The sequence below is a fragment of the Sporosarcina pasteurii genome, assembly GCF_041295575.1.
In the GTDB taxonomy this organism is placed as follows: Bacteria; Bacillota; Bacilli; order Bacillales_A; family Planococcaceae; genus Sporosarcina; species Sporosarcina pasteurii.
In genome coordinates this window covers 3015514-3035625 of sequence record NZ_CP160452.1, presented here as the reverse complement: position 1 = coordinate 3035625, position 20112 = coordinate 3015514, and the positions used below count along the sequence as shown (strand labels likewise).

Here is a 20112-nt window from a genome sequence, read left to right as displayed (position 1 = left end):
GTGAATTGTTTTAAAAATGATGAAAAACGAAAGATGAACAAAAATTGATAATATCTGTAACGGGCTTGTCTTTTGAATAGGCTATTGCGATTTCTGTATTGATATTTAAAGGTTTTTTTAATGGAATGTTGACTAACTGATTGTTTTTAACTTCCTCATAAACTGCATGTTGCGGTAAAAAGCAAATACCCATGCCTTTTTTTACTAACCTTTTAGCAGATTCCATATTGTCGAGTTCTATAATTGTATTTAGTTGGAGGTTCATGGTCTTCATTAATCGATTTATATATAGCCATTCAGTTGAATTATGATCATAAAATATTATATCCTCGCTTGAAAGTTCTTCTAAAGAAACGGGAATGTCCTTGTTAGCTAGGTTGTGGTTTGGAGAGGCGAAAAGCCCAACAGGATTGCTTAGTATTGTTTTTGTATGAAATTTGGGATGCGTTATCGTTCGTATAAGCCCAAAATCAATTTCATTGTTTACTAATTTATTCATAATTTCTTCGGAATGATGTGAAACAATTTTAACTCTTAACAGTGGGAACTTTTTTTGGAGTTCGGGCAAAATTTCAGGTATGAGATAACTTGAAATTGAATTTGCACATCCAATTCGTATTTGATCAGGAATGTACATATCTTGCTTCATTTTATATGTCGCTTCTTGATAATAACTAAGCATTTTTTCTGCATAAGGAAAAAGTTTTTTCCCGTTATCCGTCAATATGGATTTTCTTCCTTCGCGGACAAAGAGTTTAGTATTCATTTCATTTTCAAGTGATCGAATGCGAGCTGAAATAGTAGGCTGGGATAAAAAGAGTGCCTCCGCGGCTTTATTGAAGTTATCAAAATAAACAATGTAGACGAATGCTTCTAAGTTCCGGATATTCATAATTTCAACTCCTATTCATATTTTCTATTTATTCTACATTAAATTAATACTGTTTGGGGTAGTTGAAGTTTGAATATATAAATATATTTTATCAATTGATAAAATAGTCTAATAAATCATGTGGGCTCTGGCATGCTATATTTGTTTTAGCCCTAATATACACTTTCACTAGCAAAGGAAGAATTATACCTCACTGGTCAGAAGGCTGAAGTGGAAATAGGAAATATGGAATTCAAAATTTATATAAATGGGGGAATTACTATGGAAAGAGTTAATATGCCGATTACTGGAATCTGTTCTTTTGCGAAGTATCCAATCTGTGAGAACTTGGAAAACCTTGATGCTGACATCGCAGTTTTGGGTGTACCGTACGATACAGGTGTAGGATTTCTGACAGGATGCCGTTTTGGCCCAAGAAGAATTCGTGAAGTATCTACACATTATTCACGCGGAGATGCAGGTTTTTACGATCCAGAAAGAGATGAAGTTTTCTTGGGAGCGCCCGTAAAAATAGTTGACGTTGGCGATGCAGACGTTGTGCACGGAGATATTCCGAAATCATTCGACGCGATTGAGTATGCGGTTAGTAAAATCCGTGAAAAGGGTGCAATTCCAGCAATTATGGGTGGAGATCACTCAATTTCAATTCCGATTGCAAGAGGATTAAAAAACGAAGGAAAAGTAACGGTCATCCAATTAGACGCGCATTTAGATTGGTCTGATGCTCCGGGTGGACAAACACTCGGTAACGGTAGTCCAATGAGAAGAATGTCAGAAATGGATCATATTGATGAAATGGTGCAAATCGGGCTCCGTGGACTGGGGAGTAGCCGTAAAGAGGATTATGACGCAGCGAAAGCATATAATAGCCAATTGATCTCTGCGAAAGAAGCAATCAGGCTTGGCGTTGAAGGAGTGTTAGACCGAATTCCGGTGGCGGATAAGTATTATGTGACAATCGATATTGATTGTTTCGACATTTCACTGGCTACTGGTACTGGATCTCCTTCTCCAGGTGGATTCTCATACGACTTCTTAAACGATATTTTAATTGGTATTGCAGAAAAAGGGAACGTTATCTGCTTCGATCTTGTGGAAGTAGCGCCTCAATATGATCCGACAGGTGCAACTACTCGTGTAGCGGCAATGACGATGTTGAACTTCATGGGACATATTTTGAAAAAACAAGAAAAGAATCAATAATAGCAAATAGAACAGTTGTTATTCTAAAGGTTTATTGTAAACCGAAATTGCATCATTCATAAGGAAAAGGATTAGACATGAACTTAAATGTCTAATCCTTTTTTGTGTGTAATTAATAAAGAGTGCCTGCACTAAAAGTAAAGATGATCTTCTACGTCTATTAGAAAAATGCGTTCATCAAATCCGCAAGTTCTTCATGCATTTTTTAATTAATTTCTACTAAATATTCTTGTTCGTCAAGGGTACGAGTTGTGAATTTTTCACCTGTCTTTGTAATGATTTCTAGGATAAGATCCCGTACGAGTTTATTATAAGTTGGTATATCATTAACTTCTTTAGAAAAAGTATATGTTATTATCGTAGCAAGCCTTTAATTTTAGTAGAGTGCCGATGTAGCAATAAATTCCTATTATGAATTTGGATGAGTTACTGTAAACATAATTGAGTAAAAATAAAAAGCCATTCACACTTCAATCAAATGTGAATGGCTTAACTTATTTATTTAGTAACTCTTTCAGCTCTTTCTCTAAAAACGGTTTCGCTTGTAACATGTCGCGAAATGCTTCGTAGTGTGTGAATTCGTCGGTGGCTGGTTTTCGGTCGGTATGATAAGCACGAATGAGTACGTTTTTCGGCGTGTGCTCCATGTCGATAAATTCTAGTAGTTGTGTTTCATAGCCGACAAGGGATAATAGTTCCGCACGGATCGAATCGGTTGCAAGGGATGAAAATCTTTCTTTAATAAGCCCATGTTGCAACATTACATCGAGTGCAGGTGTGTCTATTTGAGAAGCTAGTTCGTGTTGACAACAAGGAACGCTTAAAATGACTTTAGCACCCCATTTGACAGCACGTCCTAACGCCATATCCGTGGCCACATCACAGGCATGAAGTGTAACGACCATATCCACTGCGGTTTCATCATTATAATCATTAATGTCACCAACGAGAAATTCTAGGTTTTCGTAGTTTAAATCCTTCGCAATCGCGCTACATTCTTCGATCACTTCTTTTTTCAAATCAAGCCCAGTTACTTTAATGTCGAGGCCCTTTTCGATGTGTAAGTAATGATATAACGCAAATGTTAAATAAGACTTTCCTGAACCAAAATCAAGAATCCGTATTGTTTTATCCTTCGGTAGGTAGGCGAGCGAGTCGTCGATAAATTCAACGAAACGGTTAATTTGCCTAAACTTGTCTTGGTGTTGGTTCCGTACTTTTCCATCTGGCGTTTGCACGCCCAATCTTACTAAGAAAGGGTAAGGGGTTTCTTCATCAAGTAAATAGTTCTTCTTTCGATTATGGGAAAGGTCAACTTCTTTCGTTGAAGTGGCTTTCTTTCCTTTCCACATCACTTTGAACTTTTTCGAAATTTGGACATGTACGGTTTCATTCGTGAATTCCGCATGTACTTGGCGAAATCGATTTAATAAGTTGTCGAGTTCACCATAAACGTTTTCAATGGCAATGTTTTCGTGATTTAACACTCGTTCGTACTGGTATTCAAATTGAATATGCAACGCGCCGCGAAGTTCAACTGGCTTTAAACGAACACGTTTTAATTCGTCAGATTTCATGCGTGGTTGGCTAATCGTACCTCCCACAAACGTGCCATTCGTTAGTTGTTCCGTCAGTTTTGTGAGCAATTCTTCAAACTGCATAAATTATCTACTCCTATTTAAAATCGAATCCCTGTTTCTGTAAAAACTCTTTCATGTGAAGGCGTCTCGGCGTACCTAGAAATGCGGTCATCGATTCGGACCAAGAGATGTCCTTTTGATTGGTACCGCGGTTTTGATAATACGTCTTCATTGTTTGGTCATATTCCGGGATAAGCTCATTATATTTTTCTTCATCATAGCTGTTTTCATGTAAAATTGCTTCTATCGGCAATCGCGGTTTCACTTCATTGTCTTCATCTGGTACCCCAATGGTCATCGCATACATCGGCGCAACGCCTGTAGGTAAATTTAGTAGTTCACTAATTTCTTCAGGTGCATTTCGAACACCGCCAATGTAACAAATACCATACCCTTTAGATTCTGCTGCAATCGCTATGTTCTGTGCGAATAAAGCAACGTCTGTCGTCGCGACAAGTAAATTTTCTGCCTGACGGTAATCAATTTCTCTCCCTAATAAGCTTGCTCCTTTTTCGATACGGTAAAAGTCCATACATAGGACAAGGACTGCACCTGCTGTGGAAATTTGCTGTGGATTTTTGGAAAGCGTTGCAAGCTGCTCTCTTTTAGCTGGGTCTGTCACAAGAATGACAGAATAGGCTTGGACAAAATTAGAGCTCGCTGCATGTTGGCCCGCTAATATAATTTCATGTAAGTCTTCTTTCGGTACTTTCACATCTTTATACTTTCGAACAGATGCATGTCTCGTTAATAAGTTGATCGTCATTGGATGTCCTCCTTAAATTTTTCTTCATATTATAAGCGTACCAAAGACTACCGGGTTATGTAGTAATATAACTTGAAATAAGTTCGATTATCCCCAAATGATTCCGATAATCGACTATCTCTTAAAGCATCATTCATAAATGATAAAAGACTATTATCAGTTATGGACAAACCTTCTGAATTATACGATAATGGAAGAATGAGGGAGGGAATGGAATGGCATTACTTCGAAAAACAGTAGGGGAAATTGTAAGGGAACAAGCTCGGACCTATCCGGATGCAGAGGCATATGTGTATCCGGAGCACGGAATCCGTAAAACTTACAAAGAGTTTGACGAGGAAACGGATTTATTAGCAAAAGCGTTTATCGGCATGGGGATTGAAAAAGGGGAACATATCGCAATTTGGTCTGATAATAAACGGCAGTGGCTACTTAGCCAATATGCAACAGGAAAAATGGGAGCAGCTTTAGTTACGGTAAATACGAATTATCAAGCTGCAGAATTAGAATATTTATTACAGCAATCAGAATCTACTACGTTAATATTAGATGAAAGCTTTAAAGGGACAAGTTATATAGACATCATCCGCACGATTTGTCCTGAACTTGTTGAAAGTCGTGGGGATAATATTGTTAGCGAGAACTTACCACGTCTCAAGCGCGTGATTTTAATGACGGAACGTGAAGAAGAGGGGATGTATAAGTGGTCTGATCTCATGGCACACGCGTCCAACGTCTCGGATGAACAGCTGGAAGAACGCTTTCAATCACTTGACCCTGATGATGTGATTAATATTCAATATACGTCGGGAACGACAGGATTTCCTAAAGGCGTCATGTTAACGCATAACAATATTGTAAACAATGGGAAAATCATTGGGGATCGCATGAAATTAACTGAGCAGGATAAGGTTTGTATTCCTGTACCTTTTTTTCACTGTTTTGGCTGTGTGCTAGGAACCTTGGCAGCAGTTACACATGCTTCGTCAATGGTCATTATCGAACAATTTGATGCTGGAAAAGTACTTCAAGCTGTTCAAGATGAAAAATGTACTGCCCTTCATGGTGTGCCGACAATGTTTATTGCCGAACTGAATCATCCAGAGTTTCACGAATACGATACATCTTCACTCCGAACGGGAATTATGGCAGGTTCGACTTGTCCAATCGAAGTGATGCGTCGTGTAATTGATGACATGGGTGCAAGTGAAATTACAATTTGTTACGGGCAAACGGAATCGTCCCCGGTTATTACGCAAACAACGACAGATGATCCGATTGAAAAGCGTGTATCGACTGTAGGAAAACCACATCCACATGTTGAAGTGAAAGTGGTCGATCCTACAACTGGGGAAGAAGTTGCAGTGGGAGAGCCTGGGGAGTTATGGACAAGGGGCTACCATGTGATGAAAGGGTATTATAATAACGAAGAAGCGACGCGAGAAGCAATAGATGAAGATGGATGGCTACGTACTGGAGATATTGCCATTATGGATGAAGATGGATATATCGATGTTACAGGACGTATTCGGGATATGGTCATTCGAGGCGGAGAAAATATTTACCCACGTGAAATAGAAGAATTTTTATATAAACATCCTGGAATAGAAGATGTCCAAATTATTGGCGTGCCTGATCCAAAATACGGAGAAGAGCTAATGGCTTGGATCATTCCTAAAAAGGGTGCAAAGATTGATGAAGCATCTGTAAGAGAATTTTGTAAGGGGAATATTTCTCATTTTAAAATTCCGCGTTATGTCAAATTTACAGATTCGTATCCGATGACTGCGTCAGGGAAAATTATGAAATTTAAGCTGCAAGAAATGTCGAAAGAAATGATTACAGTATAAAGATTAGAAGCGTATTCTCCTGTCTTGAGAATACGCTTTTTGGATTTGTGTGTTCACTCGTTATTTCTCTTATTCCATTCGTGAAATGGTGTGAGTGCGCCGTTTGTAGAGATTTGAATGAACGGTATTTGACGATCTTCTGGTGCTTTTTCTTGGTCTGGAAAATACGCGGCTAATGGGTTTGAAAAGTTGGCATGTTGTAACGCCTCATTTTTGCTACATGCATAATAAATATTTCCAACACTTGCCCAGTACGCAGCGCCTAAGCACATTGGACATGGTTCGCCGCTTGCATATAATATTGCCGAAGAAAGATTGGTAGACCCAAGCTCCGCACATGCTTCGCGAATTGCTAAAAGCTCAGCATGGGCAGATGGATCATTATGTTGATGTACAAGGTTTGTTCCGCTCCCGATTATTTTCCCGTCTTTTACGACAATTGCCGCGAAAGGTCCACCACCATTTTTTACGTTATCAACCGCCATTTGAACGGTTTTATCTAGCCATTTTTTGTGATTCATCGTAAATATCCTCCTTGTCGAAATTTAATTATTTCCTGGGAAATTTGACGTCCAATGTTAGAAAAGAGTATACGTTTCTATTGTACATGATTCATCAACTTATTTTTGGAAGCGTATTCTTTGGTGGGGGAAAGGTGATATAATGAATGAAATGGAAGGAGATGTAAACCTAATGACAAATGATATTTATCAATTAATTGCCATCGTATTCTATATGGCTGCTATGATATTTATAGGGTATTACGCTTACAAAAAAACATCAAACTTAACCGATTATATGTTAGGAGGGCGTTCGCTTGGTCCAGCAGTAACAGCGCTTAGTGCGGGGGCTGCGGATATGTCCGGCTGGTTGCTTATGGGGTTGCCTGGTGCGATCTATTTAAATGGTCTTGTCGAAGCATGGATTGCGATTGGCCTTACGCTGGGTGCGTATTTAAACTATGTGCTAGTAGCACCTAGACTTCGTGCTTATACGCAAGTGTCGGGGGATTCTATTACGATTCCTAGTTTTTTAGAAAGCCGTTTGAAAGACAGTTCTCGTGTACTTCGTATTGCATCTAGTATCATTATTCTAATTTTCTTTACGTTTTATGTGTCTTCTGGAATGGTCGCAGGAGGGAAGTTTTTCAATAGCTCATTTGGACTTGATTATCATGTTGGGTTGTTAATCGTTTCTGCTGTTGTTATTTTTTATACATTATTTGGCGGATTCTTGGCCGTTAGTTATACGGATGTTGTACAAGGCGTTACGATGTTTTTAGCGCTGTTACTCGTTCCAGTTTTTGGATTATTCATGACGGGTGGATTTTCGGAAACGGCATTTTCTATCCGAGAAGTGAATCCAGAGTTGTTAAATTTTGTTTCAGGTGCTTCGTTCCTCGGTATTTTATCTGCCGTTGCGTGGGGGCTCGGTTATTTTGGTCAACCGCATATTATTGTACGATTCATGGCAATCAGTTCTGTTAAAGAAATAAAAAGTGCCCGTCGTATTGGGATTGGTTGGATGTTCCTCAGTTTATTTGGGGCCATCGCAACGGCGCTAATTGGAATTGCTTATTTTCAGCAAAGCGGTGGTTCGATAAAGGATGCGGAAACAGTATTTATTGTGTTAGGTCAGATTATTTTCCATCCATTGATTGCGGGCATTATGTTGGCTGCGATTCTTGCTGCAGTGATGAGTACGATATCTTCACAGTTAATCGTTACATCTTCAGCACTTGTTGAAGATTTGTATAAAGCGGTCATTAAAACAGATGCAACTGATAAGCAATATGTGTTTTTAGGAAGAATGGCGGTTCTTATTGTCTCGATTGTTGCGATTGTACTTGCATGGCCGAACAACGATTCTATTTTAAGTATCGTATCGTTTTCGTGGGCAGGGTTTGGCGCTTCATTCGGACCAGTTATTTTACTATCCTTATATTGGAGAAAGATTACAGGAAAAGGTGCATTATGGGGAATGGTCGCAGGGGCGATTACCGTATTAATTTGGGGGAATGTGGACGCATTGTCGGACACATTATATGAAATCGTTCCGGGCTTCATCATTTGTTGGGTTGTTACATACTTTGTAAGTCAAGCAACCTATCAACAAAATGCTGAAATTGAACATGAATTTAAGGCAGCAATTGATATGCTTGAAAAAGAAAAATAAGAAAAAGCCTGTGGCATTGCTACAGGCTTTTAGCTTATTTATAGTGCTAAGGAGGAATGGGTGAATGAAACTAGATCATGTAGTGTATTTTACAAAAAAATCGCCGGTGGATGTTGTGGAAGAACAACAAAGATTAGGATGGCATGCTGTGATTGGAGGACGTCATGAGAAATGGGGAACGCATAATACGCTTATGTATTTGAGCAATGCGTATATTGAATGGTTGTCTGTCGAACAGGAAACAATTGCCCAAAATTCAAAACAGCCGCTTGTGAAACTATTATTACATGATCTTGCAGACGGGGAAAATTGGGGGACTGTCTGTTTTTCAGTCAATGATATTGCTAAATTCAATGAAGAATTAAATGAAAAAGGCTATGAGACTTCAGGGGTATTAGACGCTGAGCGGAAGACAGTACATGGCGATGTGCGGAAATGGAAAATGTTATTTATTCAAGAAGCGCCTTCAAATACATTGCCATATCCTTTCTTTATTGAATGGCAGGCCGATGAGGAGATAAGGTTTAAAGAATTACGTACGGATGGCACCCTACTGCCAGACAATGAAAAGTTGGAAGTAACGGAATGTCTTTTTAGCGTTGAAAACCCTAATGAAATAACAGAGAACTGGGCATCTTTATTAGGAATAGAATTAAGAGATAACACGATGCTTCGCCTGCCAAATTGCAACTTGAAATTTATCGAGAAGTCAGCAAGGGAAACGAGAGAAAGATTAATTGATGTCGCGATACAACACCGCTAATCGCCAGTTTTCACGAGTTACTTTATTTGGTAGGTGAAAAATCATATGATAAAGTTAAATTAACTAGAGGTGACTGAAAGGAGCTGGCTTATTGGACGTTTTAGTGGAACGTGCATTACTTGTAGGTGTACATGCACAGACAGACGAACATTTTGAGTATTCGCTGGAGGAGCTTGGGAATCTAGCGGAAGCCATTGAAGTTGAAGTAGTTGGTACAATTACGCAAAACTTGGAGAGGCCGAATCCATCTCATTATGTCGGAGCCGGTAAGATTGAAGAGATTCGAAATTTTTACGAAGAATCCGGGGCGAATTTGGTCATTTTTAATGATGAATTGTCGCCTTCTCAAATTCGGAATTTGGAAAATGGACTTGAATGTAAAGTCATCGATCGAACGATGTTAATTCTAGATATATTTGCAAGACGTGCACGGACGCGCGAAGCAAGAATGCAAGTTGATCTTGCGCAATTGCAATATATGTTGCCACGTCTTGTTGGGTTACGTGCTTCGTTAAGTAGACAAGGTGGCGGCACAGGTGGCGGTTTCCAAAACAAAGGTGCAGGGGAAACGAAGTTAGAGTTGGATCGTCGTGTCATTGAAGATCAAATTGCGAAGTTGCGACGTGAGTTAGAAAATGTACAAGGGCAACGAGAGACGCAACGTAAACAACGAAGAAGAAGTGGTTTGCCAGTTGTTTCACTCGTTGGATATACGAATGCAGGCAAATCGACATTGATGAATGGCTTGCTGAAGAAAGTAAATGCTGAATTGGACAGGCAAGTGTTTGAGAAAGATATGTTATTTGCGACGCTTGATACATCGATCAGACATGTGAAATTACCTGATAATAAAGCATTCTTACTTACGGATACAGTTGGTTTTGTCGGCAAACTTCCTCACCATTTGGTTAAGGCGTTTCGTTCTACATTAGAAGAGGCACGGGATGCGGATTTGTTGTTACAAGTCGTTGATGTATCCCATTCAGAACATCCCTTTATGATGGAAGTCACAAGTGAAACATTAACCGATGTAGGTGTGGAAAATGTACCGACGATTAATGTTTTTAATAAGTCCGATCTTGCAGACTTGTCGTACCCTAAAGTGGAAGGAAATAACGTTTGGCTGTCTGCTAAAGACGAGAAAGGCCTAGAAGAACTAGTTGAGTTAATTAAAGACTTTATATTTGATGAGTATGTGACGTGTAAGTTACTCGTTCCTTTCGATAGAGGAGATGTCGTTTCCTACTTAAATGATAAGGCAAATATTAAAGAAACTACTTATGAAGAAGACGGCACGCTCATGATTGTCGAGTTGTTGGCGGATGACCGGAAAAAGTTTGAAGAATTCGTGATAAGTTATTGAAAAACGCACGATCCTGTGGGGGCAGGATCGTGCGTTTTTACTTTTAGCATCAGGCGCCACATGTAGTGGGTGCCTGATGCTTTTATAAAGAAAGGGGGATTACTATATTCTCCCCGTTTTTTTACGTTTTAAACCTTTTGAAATTGAATATTATGGAGACGTGCAAAAATCCCGTCTTGTTCTACGAGTTCTTGGTAAGTCCCGTCTTCCGAAATGCCATCTTCTGTCACGACAATGACACGGTGTGCGTCTCGAATTGTTGCTAGGCGATGCGCAATGACAAGTGTTGTCCGATCTTCTGCCAGTTCATTTAATGATTGTTGAATGATGCGTTCGGTTTCTGTGTCAAGTGCAGAAGTTGCCTCATCTAAGATTAAAATTGGCGGGTTTTTCAAAAACATACGAGCAATGGCCAGACGTTGCTTTTGTCCACCAGAAAGTTTTAATCCACGCTCTCCAATTTGTGTTTCATATCCGTCAGGAAGGTCGCGTATCATATCTTCTAAATGGGCTTTACGTGCTGCTTCGTAAATTTCCTCATCGCTTGCCTCTAAGTTGCCGTATGCAATATTTTCTTTTATCGTCCCTGTAAATAAAAATACATCTTGCTGGACAATCCCGATTTGACTTCTAAGCGATTGCTGTGACATATCACGGATATCAATCCCGTCAATCGTAATGTTTCCTGCGTCTATGTCATAGAACCGTGGAATGAGTGAACAAATTGTCGTTTTTCCAGCACCGGAAGGACCGACAAAAGCAACGGTTTCTCCTGCACGAATATTTAAATTAATTCCTTGGAGGACAGGCTTGGTGCTTTCGTAATTGAAATGCACATCATCGAAAACGATGTCCCCATGTAAATGATTCACATGAATCGCATCCGGCTTATCTACAATTTCAGGTTCTTGTTCGATTAAATCGCGAAACCTTTTAAAGCCGGCCATCCCTTTTGGATACAATTCTAGTAATGCACTAATTTTATCTACTGGTTTAATTAGAATGTTGACGAATAGAATAAATCCGACAAGTTCTCCGTGTGTTAATTTACCATTGAATGTAAACCAGGCACCTACGACTAAGACGACGAGCGTCATAAGTCGCGTCATCATGTACATGCTGGAATGCGTCCATGCCATTACTTTGTATGCAACAAGTTTGGCCAGGCGGAAGTTTCCGTTATCCGTTTTGAAACGTGCAATTTCAAATTTTTCATTTGTGAAAGATTTTACAACACGTGCTCCGGCAACGCTATCTTCCACGCGTGCATTGACGTCAGCAATTTTTCCGTACATATTTGTCCATGCTGCATTCATTTTTTTGTTACAAAAAGTAACAACAGCGACGAGTAATGGGACCATGACAATCGCAATGAGGGCAAGTTCAGGGTTAATGTTATACATAAGGACAAATGCGCCGACGAGCGTCATTACTGCGATAAATAAATCTTCAGGGCCATGATGGGCAAGTTCTCCGATGTCGAATAAGTCATTTGTAATACGACTCATAATATGACCGGTTTTTGTATTGTCGAAAAAACGATATGACTGTCGTTGAACATGATTAAATAGTTGTTGACGCATATCGGTTTCAATATTAATCCCAAGTTTATGCCCTAGGTAACTGACGATGTATTGAAGGAATGTACTTAATAAATAGATGAGTAATAACAGAATACTCACTGTGACAATTTTTCCCCAATCACCGCCCGGCAGTAGTTTATCTATAAACCATTGCACGGCTAGTGGAAAGGCAAGTTCAAGTAATGCCACAAAAACCGCACTAGAAAAGTCGATAATAAATAACCGTTTATGCGGTTTATAATAAGAAAAGAATTTCTTTATCATAATAGAATGATTCCTCCTATTCTCCACGAATAGTATAGCGGATATTCTGATGAAAAACGAATGTTGTTTTTCGGAATCCGAAATGATTCACTTGATTCATTCAACCTAGTTGAGTTGTAAAGTATTAAGTACTTTATACTTATTTAAGGTGTAAGTTGGAACATATTCGGGAAAAGACCGTATACCATAGTGTAGTGTGAATGTTGACATGAAGGGGTGCGAAGTATGAAAAAATGGTTGAAAGGTTTAGTTGTTGGTTTTTTAGCGTTAGCATTAGTTGCATGTAGCGATGTTGCAAATGAACCAGCAAATCCAAAGCCTGGTACGGAAGAAGAAAAGAAAAGTGAATTAACGTTAGAGGAAGTATTCCAAAAAGCACAAGAGGCTTCGGAAAGTGTAAAGAGTATGCACGCAGATATGGATATGACGCAAAACATCTCCTCGCCTGACTCTGATGTAGAAATGGTCAATAAAATTAACATGCAGATCGATATCGTACAAGAACCATTTGCGATGTATCAGGTTATGGAAATGGATGTTGTCGGAGAAGGGTTTATGCAAACTGAAATATATTTAACAGCTGATGGTTTTTACTTAAAAGACCCGACTAATGAAACATGGATGAAGCTACCTAGCGAAGACTTCGAAAATATCGCCTTTACGATGAATACAGGTGAAGATCCAACAGTTGACTTCGCTTCGCTGAAAGAGTTCATTGATGATTTTAAATTTGAACAAACTAACGATCAATATGTATTGAACTTGAAAGCCTCCGGAGATAAGTTCAATAGACTGATTCAACAAGAATTAGAAGCTGCAGGTATTCACAATGAATTGAGTGCGGAGGAAATGGAAGTTTTAGAAGGAATAAAAATCCACGAATTGAACTATGAAATTTTCATCGATAAAGAAACCTTTGATACGACTGCTTTTAATTTGGTAATGGATATGGAAATGATTAATGAGGGAGAAGAAATGCGCATTAAACAGAATATCCAATCGAAGTTTAGCGATATTAATGAAGTTGAAGAGATTAAAATTCCGCAAGAAGTGGTAGATAACGCAATTGAATATTAAAAAGAGGTATATCGTGCGTCATTATGCGCATGATATACCTCTTTTTCTATTTTATAATTAGTTGATAAAATCAGTTGTATTGAGAATGGCAGGTCTAATTGATAATCATTTTCAGTTATGATTGACAACGCTTTTCGCCATGCTATAATTAAGTTTGAAGCTAAATGATAATCGTTTTCATTGAAGATTCTCAATTAGGTTCAAATATTTGATATCGAGGCTGCTCATGAAAAAACGTTATTTGATAATCGCATTGATTGGCTTTTCGCTACTTTCTTTATTCGTAGGGGTGAGCCGAATTACACCGATGGATCTGCTGGATTTCAAATCAGAAGAAACTGAAATATTTTTAATTAGCCGATTGCCTAGATTGATAGCAATTATTCTTGCTGGAGCGGGAATGAGTATTGCTGGATTAATTATGCAACAGCTAAGTAGAAATAAATTCGTTTCGCCGACGACAGCTGGAACGCTCGATGCAACAAGGCTTGGGATATTAGTTTCCATGCTCATGTTTGCAAATGCTTCCACGATTGAGAAGATGATCATCGCATTTGCATTTGCGTTAGCCGGCACGCTGTTATTTATGCAAATTCTAGATAGGATTAAATTTAAAGATGCAATTTTCATTCCGCTCGTCGGGCTCATGTTCGGTAATATTTTATCTTCGGTGACGACATTTTTTGCTTATCGGGCAGATGTCATTCAAAATATGTCAGCGTGGTTACAAGGCGATTTTTCAATGATTATGAAAGGGCGCTTCGAGCTGCTTTATATAAGTATCCCGGTTTTAATTCTTGCTTATGTATACGCAAATAAGTTTACAGTTGCAGGGATGGGCGAAGATTTCTCGAAAAATCTTGGACTTGCTTATAGAAGAGTAGTTAATCTTGGTTTAATACTTGTAGCGTTAATTACGACAACGGTCGTGTTAACAGTCGGATTAATCCCCTTTCTCGGGTTGATTATTCCGAATATTATATCCATATTTCATGGTGATCATTTAAAAAAGACATTGCCGCATACCGCATTATTAGGTGCGATATTCCTACTCATTTGTGATATTTTAGGACGGGTACTCATTTACCCGTATGAAATTTCAATTAGTTTAATGGTAGGAGTTATTGGAAGCGGAATATTCCTCTATTTGTTGTTTAGGAGGAAGGCATATGCGTAATTCTACAAAAATTATTATTTTAAGTACGTTAGCAGTGCTCGTTTGTATCTTGTATTTGTTCCATGGACTAAACGGCAGCTTTGACTATGCTTTGCCGAAACGTGGAATTAAGGTGCTTGCAATGGCCATTACAGGTGTTGCAATTGCTTACTCTACAGTTATTTTCCAAACAATTACGCATAACCGAATTTTAACACCAAGTATTATGGGATTCGATTCACTATACATACTCCTTCAAACGGTAGTCATTTTCTTCTTGGGGTCGAGTCATATTACGATAGTGAATAAACATGTGAACTTTATTTTATCTGTAAGTGCGATGGTCGTATTCGCCTTATTGTTATATCGATTTTTATTTCAGTCGGGAAAGAAACCGATTTACTTTTTACTACTTGTTGGCATTATCGTCGGAACGTTTTTCGGCAGTATTTCAACATTCTTACAAGTGTTAATTGATCCAAATGAGTTTTTACGCGTCCAGGATAAAATGTTTGCCAGTTTTAACAACGTCAGTGGTGAACTTGTCTGGTGGGCAATCGCAATTATTATCCTTGCGCTCGTAATTGGATGGAGGTCCATTCACGATCTGGATGTACTATCGTTAGGAAGGGATACGGCGATTAATTTAGGTGTGAACTATGACCGCGTCGTTCGGAAAGTACTTATCCTTTCATCAGTGTTAATCGCTGTTTCTACTGCACTTGTTGGACCGATTACTTTCTTTGGATTAATTGTCGCGAATTTATCGTATCAGTTTTTTAAGACATATAAACATTCTGTATTAATTGTTGGTGCTTCTATTATGAGTGTATTTGCGCTTGTTGGTGGTCAATGGGTTGTTGAGCGTGTCTTTACGTTTTCGACGACATTGAGTGTAATTATTAACTTTGTCGGTGGGATTTACTTCATTTACTTACTACTAAAGGAGAGTCGAGCTACATGATTCAGGTCCGTGAACTCACAAAGTTTTTTGGTGAAAAAGCAGTCGTTGAAAATGTCAGTGTGAATATTCATAGAGGGAAAATTACTTCTTTCATCGGGCCGAATGGTGCAGGTAAATCGACATTACTCTCGATGGTAAGCCGACTGCTAGATGCAGATACGGGGGAAGTACTTCTTGATAAACAGAACGTAAAAAAGATGAAGTCCAATGATTTTTCAAAACAAGTGTCAATATTAAAGCAGTCCAACTATATGAATGCAAGATTAACGATTCGTGAGCTTGTATCGTTTGGTCGTTACCCACATTCTAAAGGTCGATTAAATGATGAGGATATCCGTTTTGTAGACCAAGCGCTTGATTATATGGGGCTAACGGATATGCAGCATAATTATCTCGATGAATTATCAGGCGGTCAACGTCAACGTGCGTTTATTGCGATGACAATTGCACAAGATACCGAGTATATATTATTAGATGAGCCGCTAAATAACTTAGATATGAAGCATTCCGTGCAGATTATGAAGATTTTAAGAAGGCTTGTCGATGAACTAGGAAAAACAGTTGTTATTGTTTTGCATGATATTAACTTTGCATCTGTATATTCAGACCGCATCGTTGCGCTTAAAGACGGTCGGATTGTGAAAGATGGCCCGACAGACGAGATTATTAACTCCGATTCATTAAGAGAAATTTACGATATGGAAATACCAATCAAACAATTAAGTAATTGCCGCATATGCGTTTACTTTAATTCTTAAAGAAGGAAGGTTAATGAACATGAATATGAAAAAAATATCGATTGCAGTCATGATGTTTGCCGTAATGGTTTTACTTGCCGCATGTGGTGGAGCTAAAGAGGATGAAAATACATCTTCTAGTAACGAGTCAACTGACAAAGCTGATGTTGTAGAAGTGAAACATGAACTTGACAATAATCCTGTCAAAGTGAAAAAAAATCCTGAAACAGTCGTTGTTTTTGACTTTGGAATGTTAGATACATTCGACGATTTAGGAATTGAAGTTGCGGGTCTTCCAAAAGCTAACATTCCTGCGTACCTTTCAAAATATGAAGATGAGCAATATGAAAATCTTGGTTCATTAAAAGAGCCGGAATTTGAAAAGATTCATGCTTTAAAACCGGATGTTATCTTTATTTCATCTCGTCAAGCTGATTTATACGATCAGTTTGCAGAAATTGCACCGACAGTTTATGTTGGCCTTGATTATGCACATTATATGGATTCCTTTAAACATAATATGAACTTAGTCGCTGATATTTTTGGAAAAGAAGATGAAGTGAAAGAAGAGCTTGCTGAAATTGATGAAAGAATCGCTGCAATTAAAGAGCAAACAACGGACTTCGATAAAGAGGCGTTGATCGTTCTTGGGACTGAAGGAAAAGTAAGTGCGTACGGTCCGAATTCACGTTTTGGACTTATCCATGATGTGTTTGGTTTTAAAGCAGCAGATGAGAAAATTGAAGTTTCAACACATGGTCAAAATATTACATTTGAATATATTCTCGAAACAAATCCAGATGTGCTATTTGTGATTGACCGTGATGCAGCAGTTGGTGGACAAGCTAGCGCGAAAGACTCTATTGAAAACGATCTTGTGAAGAAAACGAATGCCTATGAAGACGGCGCAATTTACTATCTAGACCCTAGCTACTGGTACTTATCAGGTGGCGGTCTACTATCAATGAAAGAAATGATTGCTGAAGTTGAAGATGCGCTCTAAGTCAGTCAATTTCATAATAGGGTTTCATTGCTACATCACCACAACATATAGTCGAGTTGGACCGTTCTCGAACTATATGTTGCGTCGATGTAGCAGAATAAGGTTATTATGAAATTGACTCAAGTAGTTTGCATAAAACAATTTTGTTAAGGAAGGCTAACCTTTAAGGAGGTTGGTCTTTTTTTTGATGGTGTTTTAAATTGGGGGAGGACATCTGGTCGGAAAGGGAGGATATCTTTCTGGATTGGTCGTTGATCTTAGTGGAAAGAGCGTACAAAATTGATTCAGCGTATATCTTAGGTGATTGGACTAACATACGGGCAGATAGGGCTGACATATTTCAGGATTGGTGGTAGATCCTTCTCAAAAGAGCTGACAATAAGTGTCGGTGAAACACCCTTCTATTAATTGAAAAAAGTTTTTGTAATCCTATGTCGAATCATGTATAATGACAGGTGTCAAGACAACTACATAGAGAGTAAGGGGTAGACGTATTGTGGCACAAGGCAAAACAATATCGCGCAATAGATTATTAGGTCTTGCTGGAACTGGTTGGATGTTCGATGCAATGGATGTTGGTATTTTATCATTTGTCATAGCAGCAATTTCGCTAGATTGGGGATTGTCTCCAGGTGAAATGGGCTGGATTGGCAGCGTAAACTCAATTGGTATGGCGGTTGGCGCATTCGGTTTCGGGATGCTAGCCGATAGAATTGGGCGTAAGCAAGTTTTTATGATTACATTAGTTTTATTTTCAGTCGCCAGTGGCTTATCTGCATTGACGACGACCCTTTTTGCATTTTTAGTGTTACGTTTTCTTGTTGGTGCGGGGCTCGGTGGTGAGCTACCTGTTGCATCTACACTCGTTTCAGAAAGTGTAAAAGCAGAGGAGCGCGGTAAGGTTGTTGTGTTATTAGAAAGTTTTTGGGCGGTTGGATGGATTCTTGCTGCGCTGATTGCTTATTTTATCATACCTGATTTTGGTTGGAGAGTTGCACTTATTATTACAGCACTGCCAGCGTTTTATGCAATTTATTTAAGAAGACACCTTCCTGACTCGCCAAAGTTTGAGGCAATAGAAACGCCTAAAAAATCAGCAATACAGAAAGTAAAAAAACTATGGTCCAAAGAATATGCAAAACGCACATTAATGCTTTGGATTGTTTGGTTTACGGTTGTATTTTCTTATTACGGGATGTTTTTATGGTTGCCGAGCGTCATGGTGATGAAAGGATTTAGTATGATTCACAGCTTTGGTTATGTTCTTCTAATGACGCTTGCGCAATTACCCGGCTATTTCACGGCGGCCTGGTTAATCGAAAGGATTGGTCGGAAATTTGTTTTATCTACTTATCTTCTAGGCACAGCCCTGAGTGCATTAGCATTCGGAAATGCAGAGTCATTAACAGCACTTCTCCTCTTCGGTGCATTGTTGTCGTTCTTTAATTTAGGAGCATGGGGTGCGCTTTACGCATATTCACCGGAGCAGTATCCGACATCTATTCGGGCGACTGGTTCTGGTGCGGCAGCAGCTGTCGGCCGTATTGGCGGTATATTTGGACCGTTGCTCGTTGGGTCATTACTTGGAGCAGGCTACGGCTTTGGCATCATTTTTGGGATCTTTTGCGGTTCGATTATTATTGGGATTATTGCCGTCATTGTGTTAGGAACGGAAACGAAGCAAATAGAACTTGCCTAGTACCGTTGTAGTTATCGTTTCGAAATTTTTAATAACAAGCTTGATTCTTTCAACGCATGGTCATTGTAGTGATACATGTTTTGGGGGAGACAAGCTTGTTTTTGTTTGATTAAAGTGAATCGAAATCGATTCTTTTGTTTATATTATGCCAGTCGTGGTAGACAATTATGGTATGAAGAATGCGCTTATTTTACAACATAATCGAAAGGGGGGCTACTATGTTTCGTATTCCAGAATCACTTGCAGAACTTGGAAGAGAGCGGATTCAAGGGTTTCCAGTCGAAGGTTTTATTTACGGAGAAGGTCCACAAAAGCCGAGGTTAATGCTCATCGGAGAGGCGCCAGGGGAGTTTGAGTTAGTTGATGGGATTCCCTTTATTGGACGAGCGGGGAAGGAGTTAATGAAATCACTTGCTTCCATTGGATTAACGCGTGATGACGTTTATATCACCAGTGCTGTTCGTAGTCGACCGTATCGCTGGGGAACGAAAAAGGAACGTGACGGGACAACAACAGAGCGGAAGTATAATCGTCCGCCGACCCGGAAGGAAATCATCGCCCATGCACCCGTTTTAGATTATGAAATTGCAAACTTAGAACCGAAGTTTATTATCACCTTGGGGAATGTCGGGTTACAGCGTTTAGTTGGAAAAGAGGCGAAAGTGACGGAGTTGCATGGACAAGTACTAAGGAGGCCTATCCAGTATTTGGAAAATCTTGAGGATACGACCTTTAGCTGGACGGATGAAGAATATACAATTGTCCCTACCTTTCATCCTGCTTCCGTTTTTTATCGGCCATCACATAGACCGTCGCTTGAGGCTGATTGGTTAAAAATTGGAGAATTATTAAAGGGGGTAGAGTGAGCATTTACCCTCTATTTAGTTGTGGTTGAATGATGTTGGTAACTCGATTGTTTGGATTTCACTGGAATATGTCTTACTATGAAATTAATTCATTGAAGTGAAAACTACTTT

17 protein-coding genes are annotated in these 20112 nt (G+C 39.1%); 12 read left to right on the top strand and 5 right to left on the bottom strand.

All coding sequences use genetic code 11. The annotated features are described in order from the left end of the window. Nucleotides 1-10: 10 nt before the first annotated feature. Nucleotides 11-892 (bottom strand): LysR family transcriptional regulator, encoded by an 882-nt coding sequence (locus tag AB1H92_RS14680; protein ID WP_115363491.1) that lies wholly within the window; start codon nt 890-892, stop codon nt 11-13. A gap of 261 nt (nt 893-1153) precedes the next feature. Here AB1H92_RS14680 and AB1H92_RS14675 point away from each other — a divergent pair, with 261 nt between their 5' ends. Continuing rightward, nucleotides 1154-2095 carry an agmatinase gene (locus tag AB1H92_RS14675; RefSeq protein ID WP_115363489.1) on the top strand — a complete coding sequence of 314 codons (942 nt, stop codon included), beginning with the start codon at nt 1154-1156 and terminating at the stop codon, nt 2093-2095. Between the two features lie 494 nt (nt 2096-2589). On the opposite strand, the gene AB1H92_RS14670 is transcribed toward AB1H92_RS14675, so the two are convergent. Beyond that, complete coding sequence (locus AB1H92_RS14670) at nt 2590-3756, bottom strand: SAM-dependent methyltransferase (protein ID WP_115363487.1); 1167 nt, start codon at nt 3754-3756, stop codon at nt 2590-2592. A 13-nt stretch (nt 3757-3769) separates the two neighbouring features. Next, on the bottom strand, nt 3770-4501 hold the full coding sequence (nfsA, locus tag AB1H92_RS14665) for an oxygen-insensitive NADPH nitroreductase (RefSeq protein ID WP_115363485.1): 732 nt from the start codon (nt 4499-4501) through the stop codon (nt 3770-3772). Nucleotides 4502-4716: 215 nt separating this feature from the next. Between nfsA and AB1H92_RS14660 the strand changes: the two genes are divergently transcribed. Beyond that, a complete protein-coding gene (locus AB1H92_RS14660; protein WP_115363483.1) occupies nt 4717-6351 on the top strand; it encodes an AMP-binding protein in 1635 nt (544 codons plus the stop codon). A gap of 53 nt (nt 6352-6404) precedes the next feature. On the opposite strand, the gene AB1H92_RS14655 is transcribed toward AB1H92_RS14660, so the two are convergent. Next, a complete protein-coding gene (locus AB1H92_RS14655; RefSeq protein ID WP_115363481.1) occupies nt 6405-6872 on the bottom strand; it encodes a nucleoside deaminase in 468 nt (155 codons plus the stop codon). 172 nt (nt 6873-7044) lie between these two features. Between AB1H92_RS14655 and putP the strand changes: the two genes are divergently transcribed. The 3 genes from putP to hflX all read left to right on the top strand — a co-directional run bounded on the left by putP (nt 7045) and on the right by hflX (nt 10652). Next, nucleotides 7045-8526, top strand: a complete 1482-nt coding sequence (gene putP, locus AB1H92_RS14650) for a sodium/proline symporter PutP (RefSeq protein WP_115364183.1) — start codon at nt 7045-7047, stop codon at nt 8524-8526. 64 nt (nt 8527-8590) lie between these two features. Next, nucleotides 8591-9289, top strand: a complete 699-nt coding sequence (locus AB1H92_RS14645; protein ID WP_115363479.1) for a VOC family protein — start codon at nt 8591-8593, stop codon at nt 9287-9289. A gap of 91 nt (nt 9290-9380) precedes the next feature. Next, entirely contained in the window at nt 9381-10652 is a 1272-nt protein-coding gene (gene hflX, locus AB1H92_RS14640; RefSeq protein WP_115363477.1) for a GTPase HflX, read from the top strand. A gap of 128 nt (nt 10653-10780) precedes the next feature. Here hflX and AB1H92_RS14635 read toward each other — a convergent pair whose 3' ends face one another. Further along, entirely contained in the window at nt 10781-12499 is a 1719-nt protein-coding gene (locus AB1H92_RS14635; protein ID WP_115363475.1) for an ABC transporter ATP-binding protein, read from the bottom strand. A gap of 225 nt (nt 12500-12724) precedes the next feature. Between AB1H92_RS14635 and AB1H92_RS14630 the strand changes: the two genes are divergently transcribed. The 7 genes from AB1H92_RS14630 (at nt 12725) to AB1H92_RS14600 (ending at nt 20001) form a co-directional block, all read left to right on the top strand. After that, nucleotides 12725-13576: a DUF6612 family protein gene (locus AB1H92_RS14630; RefSeq protein ID WP_115363473.1), complete on the top strand. Its 852-nt coding sequence runs from the start codon at nt 12725-12727 to the stop codon at nt 13574-13576. Between the two features lie 226 nt (nt 13577-13802). Further along, nucleotides 13803-14753: an ABC transporter permease gene (locus tag AB1H92_RS14625; RefSeq protein WP_115363471.1), complete on the top strand. Its 951-nt coding sequence runs from the start codon at nt 13803-13805 to the stop codon at nt 14751-14753. Beyond that, the gene (locus tag AB1H92_RS14620) at nt 14746-15696 is read left to right on the top strand and encodes an iron chelate uptake ABC transporter family permease subunit (RefSeq protein WP_115363469.1); all 951 of its coding nucleotides are present in this window, start codon (nt 14746-14748) and stop codon (nt 15694-15696) included. The genes AB1H92_RS14625 and AB1H92_RS14620 overlap by 8 nt, the downstream gene beginning before the upstream one ends. Further along, entirely contained in the window at nt 15693-16454 is a 762-nt protein-coding gene (locus AB1H92_RS14615; RefSeq protein WP_115363467.1) for an ABC transporter ATP-binding protein, read from the top strand. The genes AB1H92_RS14620 and AB1H92_RS14615 overlap by 4 nt, the downstream gene beginning before the upstream one ends. A 25-nt stretch (nt 16455-16479) precedes the next feature. Further along, on the top strand, nt 16480-17436 hold the full coding sequence (locus tag AB1H92_RS14610) for a siderophore ABC transporter substrate-binding protein (RefSeq protein ID WP_115364182.1): 957 nt from the start codon (nt 16480-16482) through the stop codon (nt 17434-17436). 556 nt (nt 17437-17992) lie between these two features. Next, a complete protein-coding gene (locus AB1H92_RS14605; protein ID WP_115364181.1) occupies nt 17993-19135 on the top strand; it encodes an MFS transporter in 1143 nt (380 codons plus the stop codon). A gap of 218 nt (nt 19136-19353) precedes the next feature. After that, nucleotides 19354-20001 carry a uracil-DNA glycosylase gene (locus AB1H92_RS14600; RefSeq protein WP_115363465.1) on the top strand — a complete coding sequence of 216 codons (648 nt, stop codon included), beginning with the start codon at nt 19354-19356 and terminating at the stop codon, nt 19999-20001. Nucleotides 20002-20112: the final 111 nt, after the last annotated feature.